Raw genomic sequence first — 13687 nt, 5'->3', positions numbered from 1 at the left:
CCGCGTCGGATCGAGGATCCGGCGCGGCGTTCTTCGTTCGATTCCCGCCCGTATCGCGCGGTCGGGCAAGGGTTTCGGTGGTCCCCTCCGAGAACTGTGCTCGGGCGCATCAGGAGTCGTGCGAGGCGGCCCGTCGCAAGCCGGCAGCTATTCGGTTACGAGTGAACAGGGCGGGACCAGCCTGTCGTGCGCATCGAGCGCTAGACCGCGCTGAGCACCGTGCGGTTTCCGAGTGGCTCTTTCAGCGGTACCTCGAGGGTGCCGAAGATCGCGATCATCGCGCACATCCGGCCCACCGCCTCGGCGCGGCTGCCGGAGCGCAGTTCGACCGTGACCGTCGACGCGGTCTCGGTGACCGTCGCATCCACGCCGTAGCACTCCGGCGAACCGGTTTCGAAGTTCACGGCTATCTTGTTGTCTCCCAATCGTGTCCACGATTGGAATGGGATCGGATGCGCGCCGACGATGGACGGGTCGGCGGTGAATTCGTTGCCCTGGTTCCCGCGCGGGTCCTCGGTGGGCGTGCGCGCCGCCGCGCTCGAAGAGGCGCTCGTGCTCGGCGTTTTCCCTTCGTCGTCCGAGCCGCCGCAGCCCGCGGCGGCAAGACAGGCGAGCACTACGGCGACAGCTGTGGCGGCGCGTCCGGCCTGGATCCGATCCATACCGACACCCTAGTCCCGGCGTCGGTTCACCTACCGCACAGCGGGTGCGTCGTGCACTGGGACGAACCCCACAGTGAACGTTCCGCGAACCCTGCGCGTAATAGCTCCCAAAGTCGTTCGGGGGCAGTAAGTTCTGCGGGGATGCGCGCCGGAGCCGTTGCGGCGCTCATCATGTCGGATGCTCTACCAGCTTTTTCCGGAAAGGAAGTATCGTGGTCGACACGCTGCGCGTAGGCGAAGAACTCGGGCGAGGGCAGTCCCTCCAGGGCGGGGCTTACACCCTCACCCTCCAGGACGACGGCAATCTAGTGCTGTCCGAGCCGGGCGGGAATGTCGTGTGGGCCACCCAGACGCACGACCAAGGCGTGGAGCGGGCCGTGCTGCAGCACGACGGCAACTTCGTCCTCTACAAGAGCGACGGCGCGGTCTGGGCGACGGAGACCAACGACCAGGCCGCCGATCGGCTGGTCGTGCAAGCGGATCGCAATGTCGTGCTGTACGGCACCGACGGCAGCGCGCTGTGGGCTTCCGGCACCGACACCGACACTCCGCTGCCCGCCCCGGAGCCGGAAGCGGAACCGGTGCAAGAGCAGGTCGCGACTCCCGCCGCCGAGGAGGTGCCGCCTCCGCCGCCCGCGCCGGAGCCGCGCACCTACACCGTCGAGCCGGGCGACACCCTGTGGGCCATCGCCGAGCGTTTCTACGGCGACGGCAACCGCTACCAGGAGATCGCGGACGCCAGTGGCATCCCGAACCCGGACGCGATCAACCCCGGCCAGGTCCTGACCATCCCGTGACCCGGCCGGTTCGGTAGCGACGACGACAAAGACCCCCGGTGCTCGCGCATCGGGGGTCTTTCCGGTTCGCTCGTGTCGCGGAGTGCGCCTAGCGGCTGGTGAACGGCAGCAGCGCCATCTCACGGGCGTTCTTCACCGCGACGGCGACCTGGCGCTGCTGCTGCGGGGTGAGCCCGGTGACCCGGCGGCTGCGGATCTTGCCGCGATCGGAGATGAACGTACGCAGCAGGTTCACGTCTTTGTAGTCGACCGTCTCGATGCCGGCGGCGATGAGCGGGTTCTTCTTCGGACGGCGGGCCTGCTCTGCGCGAACCTTCTTCGACGGTGCTCGCTTGACTGCCATATGACGAGTTCCTTCTCACGAGATCAGTGGTTGTCTACCAGCTCGATTTGTGCACACCGGGCAACTCGCCCCGGTGGGCCATCTCGCGCACACGCACACGGGAGAGTCCGAACTTCCGGAGGTGACCGCGCGGTCGTCCGTCGGCGGCGTCCCGATTGCGCAATCGTACCGGACTGGCGTCGCGCGGCTGCCGCCGCAGTTCGGCCTGGGCGGCGGTGCGTTCGGCCTCCGGTGTACCCGGCTTCCGGATGAGCTCCTCGAGTTCGGCGCGGCGGCCCGCGTATCGCGCCACGATCGTCCTGCGCTGCTGGTCGCGCGCGATCTTCGACTTCTTGGCCATCTCAGCGCTCCTCACGGAAGTCGACGTGCCTGCGCACCACCGGATCGTATTTGCGCAGCACGAGGCGGTCGGGGTCGTTGCGGCGATTCTTGCGGGTCACGTAGGTGTACCCGGTGCCTGCCGTGGACTTCAGCTTGACGATCGGGCGGATGTCGGTCGATTTCGACGCCATGGGTCGCTCCTCAGATCTTGTCGCCACGGGCTCGGAGCCGCGCCACCACGGCCTCGATCCCGTCCCGATCGATGGTCTTGATGCCCTTGGCGGAGACGGTCAGCGTGATGCGCCGGTCTTCGCTGGGCAGGTAGTAGGTCTTGCGCTGGATGTTCGGGTTCCAGCGGCGGCCGGTCCGCTTGTGCGAGTGCGACACGGACTTGCCGAATCCGGGCTTGCGCCCGGTGACCTGGCAATGGGCCGACATCCGGACTCCCTCCAGTAGATGATAATCATTTTCGACAACGACTGCTCGACAATGTACCGTTGCCGTACAGCAAATGAAAATCGTTACTGAAAGGGGTTCCCGGTGGCTGCGGATTCCACCCTGGTCCCACCCGGCCGCGACCGCAGAACGCCCGTGCTGGTGCTCGCCGGTTTCGCCGGACTCGCCGCGGCGGGCGTGGATCGCGCGGCCGCGGTGCTGGGTGCGGCCGCGGGCACCGTCGTGGTCCGCCACGATCTGACCCAGCTGCGGGAGGGCGTCGTGCGTCGCACGGTGCGCACCGCGACGCAGGAGACCTCGGCCGTGCTCGAGCTCGCGCACGGCTGTGTCTCCTGCACCCTGCGGATGGATCTGCTTCCGCTGCTGTGCACCCTTTCCCGGCGGCAGTCGGTGGATCGCATCGTGCTCGCGCTCGACCCCGCGTTCGAGGCCGAGGCGGTATGCCGAGCCATCGCGCACGTAGTGGTCACCGGCGTGCACGGTCGCATCGACGGCCCGGCCGGGCGCGACGTCCGGGTGGACGCGGTCCTGACCTGCCTGGACGCCGGGGTCTGGCTCGCCGACGCGACCGGCGACGAGACGCTCGCCGAACGCGGTCTCGCGGCCGCCGAGGACGACCGGACGGTGGCGCAGGTCGCGGTCGGGCAGGTCGATTTCGCCGATGCCGTCCTCGTCCTCGGCGCCGCCGCGGACGGAGCGCTGCTCGTCGCGGTCGAGCGAGGCAAGCTCGCCGCGGTCCTGGCCAGGCTGGTTCCCGGCGCGCCGATCGCCTGGGTGGACGAGCCGGGTTCCGTCACGCCCGCGCTGGTCGAAACGCTGCTCGCGCGCGTCCCCGCCGATTCGCGCCGTGGGCGGGTCTTCGACGCGCACGCACCGCTTCTGCGTGGCCGACCGCCCTTGACCAGTGACTACGGCGTCGAACTCGTGGAGTTCGCCGCGGCGCGGCCGTTCCATCCCGCCCGCCTGCACGAGGCGCTCGACGTATTGTTCGACGGCGTCGTGACCGCGCGCGGCCGCCTGTGGCTGGCCACCCAGCCCGACGAGGTGGTGTGGCTCGAATCCGCCGGCGGTGGCCTGCGGGTGGGCGGTGCGGGGCGCTGGCTGGCCGCGATGCCGGAAGCGGAACGGGCCGAGGCGGACCCGGAGCGTCTCGCCATGGCCGCCCTGCGCTGGGACGAGCGATTCGGCGACCGGGACGTCTCGCTGTCGATCCTGGTCCACGACGCCGATCCGGCACAGATCCGGGAGGCGCTGCACTGGGCGCTGGTGGACGACGACGAACTGCGCCTGGTCGAGCGCGCGCCGGAGCGGGTTGCCCGGTGGGAGGACCCGTTCGGCGAGTGGCACGCCGATCCGTGCGCGAGTGACGGGGAGGCGCAGCAGCCCGTGCAGGACCTGAAAACCCCTAAAGGAGAGGCGAAATGAAGAAGGGCATCCATCCGGACTACCACCCGGTGGTCTTCGAGGACGTGAGCACCGGCAAGCGGTTTCTCACCCGGTCCACGGCAACCGGTACGCGCACCGTGGAGTGGGCCGACGGCAACACCTATCCGTTGCTGACGGTGGACGTCACCGCCGATTCGCACCCGTTCTGGACCGGTGCGCACCGCGTGCTGGACGCCCAGGGGCGGGTGGAGAAGTTCGAACGCAAATACGGCAAGCGCGTGCGGAAGGAGGCCTGAGATGGCGGTACCGAAGCGGAAGATGTCGCGGTCGAACACCCGTAGCCGCCGGTCGAACTGGAAGGCCGCACCGGTGGATCTGGTGGCGGTGACCGTCGGAGGCGTCGTGCGTCGGGTGCCGCGCAGGTTGGTCGCGGCCGTGCGGCGCGGCTTGATCGACGTCGAGAAACTCTGAGCGGTAGGCCCGCACGGAGATCGTAGGAGCTTCCGTGCCCGAGGCCGCGAGCGACGGCCGATTGCTCGACCGATGCCGACTTCGCCTCGAACGGGCCGGATGCTGGTCTACTGTCCGGAAACGGGCACGTCGGTGCCCTTCGGAAAAAAATTTCCGGTCGGTTATTGTCAGTGTAGCTATCTCCTAGCTATCAATGTGGCCCGCATCACGTCGCACTATTGCGCCAGAAGTGATTGCGGCTGGATAGCCAAACACGGAATCCCGGACTATCGGTCGGTTTTCGGCCGAGGAAAAGTTCGCCGAAAATGATGCGCGCGCAGCCCGATACCGGTACCCTCGTCGTCGAGGGCGGGTTCTCTTGGTTTCCGAGAGAACCCGCTCATCGCCAATTTCGGGGCCGTTCAGCCGGTTTCGCTCGCCCCCTCACTCCCGCTCACCGAGCCGCGCGCGTTCGTCGATCGCGCCGGTGTGGGTTCGGTCTTTCGAGGTCAACGCCGTAGGCCCGGCGTCGCCGCCCGGTGTGCGCCGCTCGCCGTCGTGCCCGGGCAGGCCGGGAAAGTCCGGCAGCAGAGCCTCGAGGCGGGCCAGCTGTTCACCGACAAGCGCCGCGGGACCCTCGATCAGCGACAGCGGCCACGGCCAGTGTCGTCCGTTCCAGCGCTCCACCTGCTCGGTCAGCTCGGCCGTCGTCGCCTCCAGTTCGCTGATCTCGGTGCGCAATTCGCCTACTTGCGTTCGCAACTCGACGGATTCGCGCTCCAGCGCGGCTATTCGGGTCAGCGCCGCGGCCAGTCCGTCCACCAGCGTCCGATTCCGGCCGTCCGCGTCGGCGCCCAGCTGCGGCCAGCCGGACAAGTCGGGTCCGCGCAGCTGAATCTGGATGTCGCGCAGCACTGCCTCTTGTTCCGGCGTCACGTCCGGCTCCTCCTGTTCCACGAAATCCCACTGGCCGAAATCGATCGTCTCGGCCTCGTTCACGTCACAGCGCACGCCGCCGACCGTCACCTGGCGGCGCGTCTGATGAATGGCACGCCTGGTCTCCACGTTCGTGCCGGACCAGGCGTCGGTCTGCCACGCCCAGGTCGCGTACCCGGCGTCCAGTGCGCGGCTGACCACCCAATACCCGCCGTAGATACCGACGTTCGCGCGGCCGAGCACGGTCGCGGCACCGTCCAGATAGGCGTTGACGCGCAACTGGTCCTGTTGCGTCGCGTCGAAATCCGCGGAGAAATAGATCGGCCGGTCCACCCGGCCGCCGCAGCGCAGCACCTGGGCGAGGGCCGCACGCGCGTCGACGATGCCAGCGCCGTAGCCGTCCAGCATCCGCGCGGCCGTGGTCTCCCAGTTCGAGACGAGCGAGATACCATGCGCCCGCAGATCGTTCGCTTCGGACGGAGTGAGCAGCTTGCCGGGCAGACTCGGGCCGCCGTCGGACAGATACCGCACCACGAAGTCGTACCCTGCCGCCCGAATCGCCGCGCCCCCTGGACGACCCGCGGCGTAATCGAGACCGAAACGCATGGCTTCCACTGTAAGTGGGCCGGGCGGGTGAATCCGTGGCATCGCCGAATCCAGCCCGCCCACGGGGATCGGTCAGCGGAAAACGGTCGATCCGCCCCGAATCGCGCCGCGAAACCGGATCAGCGGGCTGGCTCCAGCTTCGGCCTGCGCGGCTTCGGTGGTGCGGCCAACTCGCGGCGATCCGGTGCGATCAGCACCGCGGAGATCGGCACGGTCAGCGCGAGCAAGCCGATGACGAACATCGGGAACACGAAGTCGAACAGCTCCACGCCGTCGGGCACCTTCGCCGACCGATTGACGTCGAAATGCAACGCGGCCACCGCCGTGTAGTAGGTGGCGGCCACGCCGACGCCGAACAACAGCACCGTCGCGGCGCGGGCCATCGGGAAGCGCAAGGTCTGGAACAGCCACAACGTCGCCGTCGCGGTGATCACCCCGATCACGGCGGAGACGACGGCCAGCCAGGTCGTCACGCCCACCGAACCCTGGATCTCCAGTGAGCCGATGCCGAGGTAGTGCGTGACGCCGATGCCGAGGCCAAGTACCAAGCCGCCGGGCAGCAGCAGCGCGAGCCGGGGCGTGCGCCCGATGATCAGCAGTGCCGCGAAGACGGCCACGATGGACACCACCAGCGCCGCGACCAGCCTGCCCGGGTCGTAACGCATCGCGCTGCCGGGCACTTTCAGGCCCAGCATGGCCACTGAGGTGGCCAGCCACGCACCGACGCCGCCCAGCGATATCGCCGCCGAAACCAGCCACACCAGCCGGAACTGGACCGAGCGCGCGCCGTGCACGATGCAGGCGAGGCCGACCACCGCGCCGAGGACGGAAATGCCCACCGACAGCCCGACCAGCCAATAGCCGAGCGCGAACTGGTCGACGGACGTGGTGGCGGCACTACCCGCGGCCAGCACCGCGACCTCACGCATGGCGGGCCGTTCCTTCCAGTTCGCTGGCCTTCAGCTGGGCGATCGCGTACTCGGTGACCGCGGCGAGCGCCTGGCGCACCTCGATCGCGTTGCGCGCGTCGATGTCCACGATCGGGACGCCCTCGCGCACCGAGAGCGCCTCGCGCAGTTCCGCGATAGGGAAACGCGGTGCGTCGGGGAAGCGGTTGACCGCGATCAGGAACGGCAGCTTGCGCGCCTCGAAGAAGTCGACCGCGGCGAAGCTGTCCTCCAGCCGCCTGGTGTCGATCAGCACCACGGCGCCGATCGCGCCGCGGATCAGGTCGTCCCACATGAACCAGAACCGCCGCTGGCCCGGCGTGCCGAACAGGTAGAGCACCAGGTTGCCGGGCAGGATGATCCGGCCGAAGTCCATGGCGACCGTGGTGGTCTCCTTCTCCGGCGTCTCGGCGAGATCATCGATGCCGTCGGAGTAGCGGGTCACCATCGCCTCGGTGCGCAGCGGAACGATTTCCGAGACCGCGCCGACGAACGTGGTCTTGCCCGCGCCGAAGCCACCCGCGACGACGATCTTCGTCGAGGCGACCCGGTTCTCGAAGCCATCCGGGCCGGGGGCGTTGCCCGATCCGAGATTTCCACTTGGCCCGGGGTGTCCACTGGGCCCCGGATTCCTATAGGGCGCGGAGTCCACGCAATGTCCTTTCCATCAGGGAACGGCGCTCGTCATAGCTCGCCTCTTCGGTCAGGGTCGAATGCACGCGCATGGTGCCGTCGACGACCAGGTCGCCGATCACCACACGGACCATGCCGAGCGGCCGGTCCAGATGTGCCGCGATCTCCGCGACCGACAACCGATGCGTGCCGAGTCGCAGTATCTCGGTACGGATGTCGCCGGTCGGCCAGTCGAGATGTGCAGTGTACGACAAGGTTTCGATGACCGCCTCCAACGGCAGGTCGATCGCGGGTTCGGTGCGCCCCGAGGTCAGGGCGTAAGGCCGGACGCGCGTGGTGGGTCGTGGTCCGGGACCGTATGGGTTGGACATCTCACGCTCAGACAGCGGTGCGCGCGGTGGCGGTGACCACCGAGCCCACCCGATCGACCAGCAGTGCCATCTCGTAGCCGATCCGGCCGATGTCGTGCGTCTTGTTCGCCAGCACGGCCAGATGCGAGCCGTTTCCGACGCTCATCACCAGCAGGTAGCCGCGCTGCATCTCCACGATGGACTGCATCACCTTGCCGCCGTCGAACAGCGACGCCGCGCCCATGGAAAGGCTGGCGAGTCCGGCGGTGACGGCGGAGAGCTGTTCGGCACGGTCGCTGGGCAGGTGCGGACTGGTGGCCTGCAACAAGCCGTCCGCCGATACGAGCACCGCATGGGACACGCCGGGCACATCGCGGGTGAAGCGGGCGACCAGCCAGTTCAGATTCTCGTCCGTGGTGCTGTTTTTCGCGTTGGTCATGCAAGCCCTCCGTCGTTGTACTGCGCATTGGCCCGCCCGCTGCGGACCCCACTGAGATGCCTGGTCAAATTGTTGCGGATTTCTTCCGGATCGCGCGGGCCCGCGTCGTCCGCGGGCGCCAGGCCGCCGGGCACCAACTGGGCGCCCGGCCTGCGAATCGGCAGCCCGCCGACAGTGCGCGCGGTGGTGGTCGGATGGCTGGCATCCTCGGCGGCCAGCCAGCCCGCGTCACCAGGCGAGGACCACGAGCTTTCCGGCGATTGCGAGGTCGAGGGCTCGACCAGCCATTCCGAGACCATGCGTTGATAGATAGGGGTCGGGGAGGCGCCTGCGACCGGCTGCAACCGGGAGGAAGTCACCGTCGCGGGTTCCGGCGCCGCCTCCTGCGGTGGCTCGACGGGCGCGGCCGGCTTCCGGATGGGCAGACCGGAGCGGGCGGTGGTCTGCGGCGCGGGCGGCTGGCTCGGCACGGTGGGTGTGGGACCGGTCGCCGGCTCGTCGTCCTTGACCTCGGTCCACAGATCGGTGCGGGTGGGCTGCTGCTCGACGGCGTGCTCTCCCGCGGTGGGCGTCACCGCGGCGAACGGACCGGTGGGTGTGCGGTCGTCCGCGCGCGGCGTGAGCACCGGCCACGGCTGGGTGGCGGGCTGATCCGCCGGGTTGACCGCTCGCCCGACCGGTGTGGAGACCGTGGGCTGGTCGGGAGTGTCGGCGACGCGGATGGCCGGACGGCGCTGCGGCAGGCCGGAACTCGTCACGCCGAAACGCGCGGTGTCGCGCTGGGGCAGGCTCGGCACCGGAACCAGGTTGCGCGGCTGCGCGCCGGTGGGCGGCGTGACCAGGGAGGGCAGCTGGTGCTCGGCGGTGATATCGAGCGGCTTGCCCGCCGGATCGGTGACGTCCATCGGCGGCGCGACCAGCGCGCCGGGTAGGTGCACGCTTGCGGTGATGCCCGGCTGCTGCGCCATCGTGGACGTGCGGCGCAGGCTGACCGTGATGGTGTGCCGCTTGGCCAGGCGGCCCACGACGAACAGGCCCATGCGGCGCGCGGTCTCGACGGTGACCTCACCACCGGAGGCGAGCCGGTCGTTGGTCGTCTGCAGGTCTTCCAGGGACATGCCGAGGCCGCGGTCGGTGATCTCGATCAGGTAGCCGCCGTCCACCGCGCGCGAAACCATCACGGTGACCGGCGTGGTCGGCGGCGAGTACCGCAGCGCGTTGTCGATCAACTCGGCGAGCAGGTGCTCGATGTCGACGGCCGGCTCGCCAGCGACGATGCCGTCGGGCACCGCGCCGATCTCGACGCGCTGGTAGTCCTCCACCTGGGAAACCGCGCTCCACAGCATGTCCGACAGCGGCACCGGGTGCAGCTGGCCGCGGCGCAAGGCGGTACCGGCGAGCACCAGCAGGTTGTCGCCGTTACGGCGCATGCGGGTGGCCAGGTGGTCGAGGCGGAACAGGCTCTGCAACCGGTCGGTGTCGTCCTCGTCGTGCTCGAGATCCTCGATCAGCGCCAGCTGCTGCTCGACCAGCGATTGGCTGCGGCGCGAGAGGGTCTCGAACATGTTCCCGATCTGCAGGCGCAGACGGGCCTGGTCGGCGGCGAGGTTGAGCGCCTGCTCGTGGATCTCGTCCACGGCGCGGGCCAGCTGGCCGATCTCGTCGGTGGAGTGCACCGCGACCGGGGTGATCTCGGGCGTGGTGCCGCCCGCGCGCACCACGGCGAGTTCGTCGGGCAGCTTGATGTGCGCGACCTCGAGCGCGTCCCGCCGCAGGCGGCGGACCGGGACGACCAGGGTACGAGCGACCGAGAGCGCCAGGGCGAGACCGGCGAGCAGCATGCCGATGACGATCGTCGTCTCGCGCAGCGCACCGGCCTGCGCTTCGGTGGTGCGCGCGGCCAAGGCGCTGTCGATGGTGTCGATCAGCTGCGCGGTGGTCTTCTCATAGGTGTCCGAGCTGATCAGCAGCGAATCGACGACGGCGGGATTGGTCGCCGGATCGGCGGCGTTCTGGCTGAAGGTGCCGAGACGCGTCTGCACCGCGTCCAGCAGCGGGCGCATGTTGCCCGCGTAGTCCGGCAGGATCTGCGCGTACTGGTAGATCATCGTGATCTCGGCGCCCGCGGCGACCAGCACGCGGGGCCGCACGCTCGGGTTGCGGCCCGCGTCCGGCGAGCCGATCAGCATGCGCTGCTGGGTGAGCACGCGCCGCGCGGTCTGCACCGAAGCCAGCTGCAGGAAGTACCGCTGGATGACCAGGTCGTCCACCGACGGCGAGAGCGCGAGCGCGTTGCCGATGCGGACCATGATCTCGTCGGACTGCTCGCCGACCATGGCGGGTGAGCCGTTGCGCAGGCTGTTGCGCATCGTGGTGCCGGTGGCGATGGCCGAGGCGAGTTCGGAGGTGACCCGGCCGCTGACCTTGGTGGTCTGCAAGGCGGCTTCCAGTTCGGCCAGTGCCTGGTCGAACTTCGTCAGCGCGGCGTCGGTCTGCGGGTCCGCGGCGTTGCCCCAGGTGGCGGTCGCGGTGACGCCGAGTTGCTCGGTGGCCGAACCGAACTTGACGATCGGCCGGATGATGATGGCTTGTTCGGTCGCCGCGTCCAACTGCGACATGGTGCGCAGTTCGTTGTTGATTCGGAGCACGGCGAAGACCGTCGCCAGCAGCACCGGAAGCACCAGCACCACGCCAACCTTGCGGGTGACCGACCAGTTCGACAGGCTGAATTGCCAGGACCGCGGTGCAGCTTCCATCCGCTTCCGTCGCCTCCGCTTCACCAGTGACCTCGGGCGCGCGTGGCTGTTCGGTATTGATTCAACCCGCAAAGAACCAACTAGAGGTCTTCTTTTTACCGCACGGAACATACCGTGCAGAGTGGTCATCGGCAATCCGGGGGAGCCGCCGCGCAAATTACCGAATATGGCTATAGAGAACGAGTTTCGCGGTGGAATGCGTAAGGGACGCGTCAACTTCTCCGCGGGGCCGTGGAAGACCCTGGTCACCCCCGGTTGACGGGTGCGACGCGCCGTGGCGTGTCGTGGCTGCTCACCACGGCGTGTCGGGAGCGCCCTCTCAGTTACCTCTCAGTCGGTGCGGTCAAACTGGTGGCATGCGCATTCTGGTGGTCGATGACGATCGGGCGGTCCGGGAATCGCTGCGCCGGTCGCTCACCTTCAACGGCTACTCCGTCGATCTCGCGGTGGACGGTGTGGACGCGCTGGAGAAGGCAACTGTCCAGCGACCCGACGCGCTCGTCCTGGACGTGATGATGCCCCGGTTGGACGGGCTCGAGGTCTGCCGCCGTCTCCGGAGCACGGGCGATGATTTGCCGATACTGGTTCTCACCGCGCGGGATTCGGTATCGGAGCGGGTCGCCGGGCTCGATGCCGGGGCGGACGACTATTTGCCGAAGCCGTTCGCGCTGGAGGAACTGCTGGCCAGGTTGCGCGCGCTGTTGCGGCGCACGGCCGCGGGCCCGGGGGACGCGTCGGAGGCGATGAAGTTCGCCGACCTGTCGCTGGATCCGGTGACCCGCGAGGTGTCCCGCGGCGCCAGGCAGATCAGTCTCACTCGTACCGAGTTCTCACTGCTGGAAATGCTGATGGCGAACCCGCGCCGCGTCCTCACCCGTAGCCGCATTCTCGAGGAAGTCTGGGGCTACGATTTCCCGACCTCGGGAAACGCGCTCGAGGTCTACATCGGTTATCTGCGCCGCAAAACCGAGGCCGAGGGCGAGCCGCGGCTGATCCACACGGTGCGCGGCGTCGGCTATGTGCTGCGTGAAACGCCGCCGTAGGTCCTCGGTCATGGCACGAACACCTCCCAAGCGTCCCGCCGTCGCCGCACTCGGCCAGCGTCCGTCCGAGTCCGTGGACATGCGGCCGCCCATGCCGTTGACGCGGTCGGTCTCTCTGCGGTGGCGGGTGACGCTGCTGGCCGCCTCCGTGGTGGCGATCGCGGTGGCGGTCACCTCGATCGCGGCGTACGCGCTGGTGGCGCGCGCGTTGTACGCCGACGTGGACGCCCAGTTGCGCAGCCGGTCCACGGCGGTGATCGCCAGCAACCCGTACGGGTTCAACAACCTGAATCTGATGGTCGCCGCCGCCTTCTACGACGACACCGGCATCGCGCTGATCTATCCCGATCTGCGGCGCTGGCTGCCGCCGCAGTCCACCGATCCGCCGGTGGGGCCGCAGGAGGTGGCCGTGGCCCGCGGGGAACGCAGTTCGTCGCTGCGCACCGACGGCGATCAGCGCGTGCTCGCGGTCTATACCAACTCCGGTGCGACGCTGGTCATCTCCCAGCGTCTGGACCGCACCAGGGAGGTGCTCGACCGGCTCGCCTGGCTGTTGTTCGTGGTCGGCGGCTGCGGCGTCATACTGGCCGCCGCGGCGGGCACGGCGGTCGGCCGCACGGGCCTGCGGCCCATCGCGCGGCTGACGGCGGCCACCGAGCGCATCGCCCGGACCGACGACCTGACCCCGATCCCGGTGACCGGTGACGACGAACTGGCAAGGCTTACAGAGAGTTTCAACACGATGCTGCGCGCGCTCACGGAGTCGCGCGACCGGCAGCGCAGGCTCGTCGCCGACGCCGGGCACGAGCTGCGCACGCCGCTGACGTCCCTGCGGACCAACATGGAACTGCTCATCGCGTCGAGCCGTCCCGGCGCTCCGCGCATCCCGGACGAGGACATGGCCGGACTGCGCGCCGACGTGATGGCGCAGATCGAGGAGTTGTCCACGCTCGTGGGCGACCTGGTCGATCTCGCGCGGGAGGACGCGCCGGAGACCGTCTACGAGCGCGTGGATCTGGGCGAGGTCGTGGAACGCGCGCTCGAGCGCGCCCGCCGTCGCCGCACCGGCATCGAGTTCATCGCCGACCTACGGCCGTGGTTCGTCTACGGGCACGAGGCGGGCTTGGAGCGTGCAGTGCTGAACGTGCTCGACAACGCGGCCAAGTGGAGCCCGGCGGGCGCGCAGGTGCGCATTCTGATGCGGGAGAGCGGCCCGGGGTTGCTGGAGCTGTCCATCGACGACGCCGGTCCCGGTATTCCGGCGGGGGAACGCGAGCTGGTGTTCGAGCGTTTCTATCGGGTCATGTCGTCGCGATCGATGCCGGGCTCGGGCCTCGGCCTGGCGATCGTCAAACAGGTGGTGACGAAACACGGCGGTACGATCGCCATTGATACCTCGCAACGCGGCGGCGCCGTCGTTCGCATCGTGTTGCCCGGCGAGCCGGGCGCGCCGGTATCCGATTGACGCAATAGCGAGCGGCGGAACTCCATTTCCGACACAATCTCGAGTTCTGTGCGGAATATTCGTCGTCGGTGAGGTATTTCGGACAATGCTCCGATTG

17 protein-coding genes are annotated in these 13687 nt (G+C 68.8%); 6 read left to right on the top strand and 11 right to left on the bottom strand.

Going from position 1 to position 13687, the window contains the following annotated elements; all coding sequences use genetic code 11:
- Positions 1–200: 200 nt before the first annotated feature.
- The gene (locus ACIHAX_RS17985) at positions 201–662 is read right to left on the bottom strand and encodes a hypothetical protein (protein ID WP_356963830.1); all 462 of its coding nucleotides are present in this window, start codon (positions 660–662) and stop codon (positions 201–203) included.
- Positions 663–874: 212 nt separating this feature from the next.
- Between ACIHAX_RS17985 and ACIHAX_RS17980 the strand changes: the two genes are divergently transcribed.
- Positions 875–1459 (top strand): LysM peptidoglycan-binding domain-containing protein, encoded by a 585-nt coding sequence (locus ACIHAX_RS17980; protein WP_355074638.1) that lies wholly within the window; start codon positions 875–877, stop codon positions 1457–1459.
- A gap of 88 nt (positions 1460–1547) precedes the next feature.
- On the opposite strand, the gene rpsR is transcribed toward ACIHAX_RS17980, so the two are convergent.
- From rpsR to rpmB, 4 genes are read right to left on the bottom strand one after another with little or no spacing between them, the layout of a single operon-like run.
- Positions 1548–1802, bottom strand: a complete 255-nt coding sequence (gene rpsR / locus ACIHAX_RS17975; protein WP_011211513.1) for a 30S ribosomal protein S18 — start codon at positions 1800–1802, stop codon at positions 1548–1550.
- Positions 1803–1836: 34 nt separating this feature from the next.
- Positions 1837–2142 carry a 30S ribosomal protein S14 gene (rpsN, locus tag ACIHAX_RS17970; RefSeq protein ID WP_364428788.1) on the bottom strand — a complete coding sequence of 102 codons (306 nt, stop codon included), beginning with the start codon at positions 2140–2142 and terminating at the stop codon, positions 1837–1839.
- 1 nt (position 2143) lies between these two features.
- On the bottom strand, positions 2144–2314 hold the full coding sequence (gene rpmG, locus ACIHAX_RS17965) for a 50S ribosomal protein L33 (protein ID WP_327110225.1): 171 nt from the start codon (positions 2312–2314) through the stop codon (positions 2144–2146).
- 10 nt (positions 2315–2324) lie between these two features.
- Positions 2325–2561, bottom strand: coding sequence for a 50S ribosomal protein L28 (rpmB, locus tag ACIHAX_RS17960; protein WP_355074634.1), 237 nt, complete (start codon positions 2559–2561; stop codon positions 2325–2327).
- Between the two features lie 102 nt (positions 2562–2663).
- Here rpmB and mrf point away from each other — a divergent pair, with 102 nt between their 5' ends.
- The 3 genes from mrf to rpmF are packed head-to-tail and all read left to right on the top strand — an operon-like array spanning position 2664 to position 4436.
- Positions 2664–4004: a ribosome hibernation factor-recruiting GTPase MRF gene (gene mrf, locus ACIHAX_RS17955; RefSeq protein WP_397278548.1), complete on the top strand. Its 1341-nt coding sequence runs from the start codon at positions 2664–2666 to the stop codon at positions 4002–4004.
- Positions 4001–4261 (top strand): type B 50S ribosomal protein L31, encoded by a 261-nt coding sequence (locus ACIHAX_RS17950; RefSeq protein ID WP_356963833.1) that lies wholly within the window; start codon positions 4001–4003, stop codon positions 4259–4261. Before mrf ends, ACIHAX_RS17950 begins: the two co-directional genes overlap by 4 nt.
- Position 4262: 1 nt before the next feature.
- A complete protein-coding gene (gene rpmF, locus ACIHAX_RS17945; protein ID WP_355074628.1) occupies positions 4263–4436 on the top strand; it encodes a 50S ribosomal protein L32 in 174 nt (57 codons plus the stop codon).
- Between the two features lie 423 nt (positions 4437–4859).
- On the opposite strand, the gene ACIHAX_RS17940 is transcribed toward rpmF, so the two are convergent.
- The 6 genes from ACIHAX_RS17940 to ACIHAX_RS17915 form a co-directional block, all read right to left on the bottom strand.
- Positions 4860–5957 carry a glycoside hydrolase domain-containing protein gene (locus tag ACIHAX_RS17940; protein ID WP_364428801.1) on the bottom strand — a complete coding sequence of 366 codons (1098 nt, stop codon included), beginning with the start codon at positions 5955–5957 and terminating at the stop codon, positions 4860–4862.
- 119 nt (positions 5958–6076) lie between these two features.
- A complete protein-coding gene (locus ACIHAX_RS17935) occupies positions 6077–6886 on the bottom strand; it encodes an MHYT domain-containing protein (RefSeq protein WP_355074624.1) in 810 nt (269 codons plus the stop codon).
- Positions 6879–7436: an ATP/GTP-binding protein gene (locus ACIHAX_RS17930; RefSeq protein ID WP_039801302.1), complete on the bottom strand. Its 558-nt coding sequence runs from the start codon at positions 7434–7436 to the stop codon at positions 6879–6881. The genes ACIHAX_RS17935 and ACIHAX_RS17930 overlap by 8 nt, the downstream gene beginning before the upstream one ends.
- Before the next feature lie 100 nt (positions 7437–7536).
- A complete protein-coding gene (locus tag ACIHAX_RS17925; protein ID WP_040782732.1) occupies positions 7537–7908 on the bottom strand; it encodes a DUF742 domain-containing protein in 372 nt (123 codons plus the stop codon).
- A 7-nt stretch (positions 7909–7915) separates the two neighbouring features.
- A complete protein-coding gene (locus ACIHAX_RS17920; protein WP_355074622.1) occupies positions 7916–8326 on the bottom strand; it encodes a roadblock/LC7 domain-containing protein in 411 nt (136 codons plus the stop codon).
- Positions 8323–11082, bottom strand: coding sequence for an ATP-binding protein (locus ACIHAX_RS17915; RefSeq protein ID WP_397278545.1), 2760 nt, complete (start codon positions 11080–11082; stop codon positions 8323–8325). Before ACIHAX_RS17915 ends, ACIHAX_RS17920 begins: the two co-directional genes overlap by 4 nt.
- 356 nt (positions 11083–11438) lie before the next feature.
- Between ACIHAX_RS17915 and ACIHAX_RS17910 the strand changes: the two genes are divergently transcribed.
- Positions 11439–12125, top strand: coding sequence for a response regulator transcription factor (locus ACIHAX_RS17910; protein WP_355074618.1), 687 nt, complete (start codon positions 11439–11441; stop codon positions 12123–12125).
- Positions 12126–12204: 79 nt separating this feature from the next.
- Entirely contained in the window at positions 12205–13590 is a 1386-nt protein-coding gene (locus tag ACIHAX_RS17905) for a HAMP domain-containing sensor histidine kinase (RefSeq protein ID WP_355075036.1), read from the top strand.
- The last annotated feature ends 97 nt before the right edge of the window (positions 13591–13687 follow it).

The organism is Nocardia sp. NPDC051929, assembly GCF_044548645.1.
Classification (GTDB): Bacteria; Actinomycetota; Actinomycetes; order Mycobacteriales; family Mycobacteriaceae; genus Nocardia; species Nocardia sichangensis.
This window is presented reverse-complemented; position numbering and strand designations above follow the sequence as displayed.

Coding starts and splice junctions, on each gene's coding strand:
- ACIHAX_RS17985 (WP_356963830.1), bottom strand. CDS start 662: ATGGATCGGATCCAGGCCGGACGCGCCGCCACAGCTGTCGCCGTAGTG.
- rpsR (WP_011211513.1), bottom strand. CDS start 1,802: ATGGCAGTCAAGCGAGCACCGTCGAAGAAGGTTCGCGCAGAGCAGGCC.
- rpsN (WP_364428788.1), bottom strand. CDS start 2,142: ATGGCCAAGAAGTCGAAGATCGCGCGCGACCAGCAGCGCAGGACGATC.
- rpmG (WP_327110225.1), bottom strand. CDS start 2,314: ATGGCGTCGAAATCGACCGACATCCGCCCGATCGTCAAGCTGAAGTCC.
- rpmB (WP_355074634.1), bottom strand. CDS start 2,561: ATGTCGGCCCATTGCCAGGTCACCGGGCGCAAGCCCGGATTCGGCAAG.
- ACIHAX_RS17950 (WP_356963833.1), top strand. CDS start 4,001: ATGAAGAAGGGCATCCATCCGGACTACCACCCGGTGGTCTTCGAGGAC.
- rpmF (WP_355074628.1), top strand. CDS start 4,263: ATGGCGGTACCGAAGCGGAAGATGTCGCGGTCGAACACCCGTAGCCGC.
- ACIHAX_RS17940 (WP_364428801.1), bottom strand. CDS start 5,957: ATGCGTTTCGGTCTCGATTACGCCGCGGGTCGTCCAGGGGGCGCGGCG.
- ACIHAX_RS17935 (WP_355074624.1), bottom strand. CDS start 6,886: ATGCGTGAGGTCGCGGTGCTGGCCGCGGGTAGTGCCGCCACCACGTCC.
- ACIHAX_RS17925 (WP_040782732.1), bottom strand. CDS start 7,908: ATGTCCAACCCATACGGTCCCGGACCACGACCCACCACGCGCGTCCGG.
- ACIHAX_RS17920 (WP_355074622.1), bottom strand. CDS start 8,326: ATGACCAACGCGAAAAACAGCACCACGGACGAGAATCTGAACTGGCTG.
- ACIHAX_RS17915 (WP_397278545.1), bottom strand. CDS start 11,082: ATGGAAGCTGCACCGCGGTCCTGGCAATTCAGCCTGTCGAACTGGTCG.
- ACIHAX_RS17910 (WP_355074618.1), top strand. CDS start 11,439: ATGCGCATTCTGGTGGTCGATGACGATCGGGCGGTCCGGGAATCGCTG.
- ACIHAX_RS17905 (WP_355075036.1), top strand. CDS start 12,205: ATGCGGCCGCCCATGCCGTTGACGCGGTCGGTCTCTCTGCGGTGGCGG.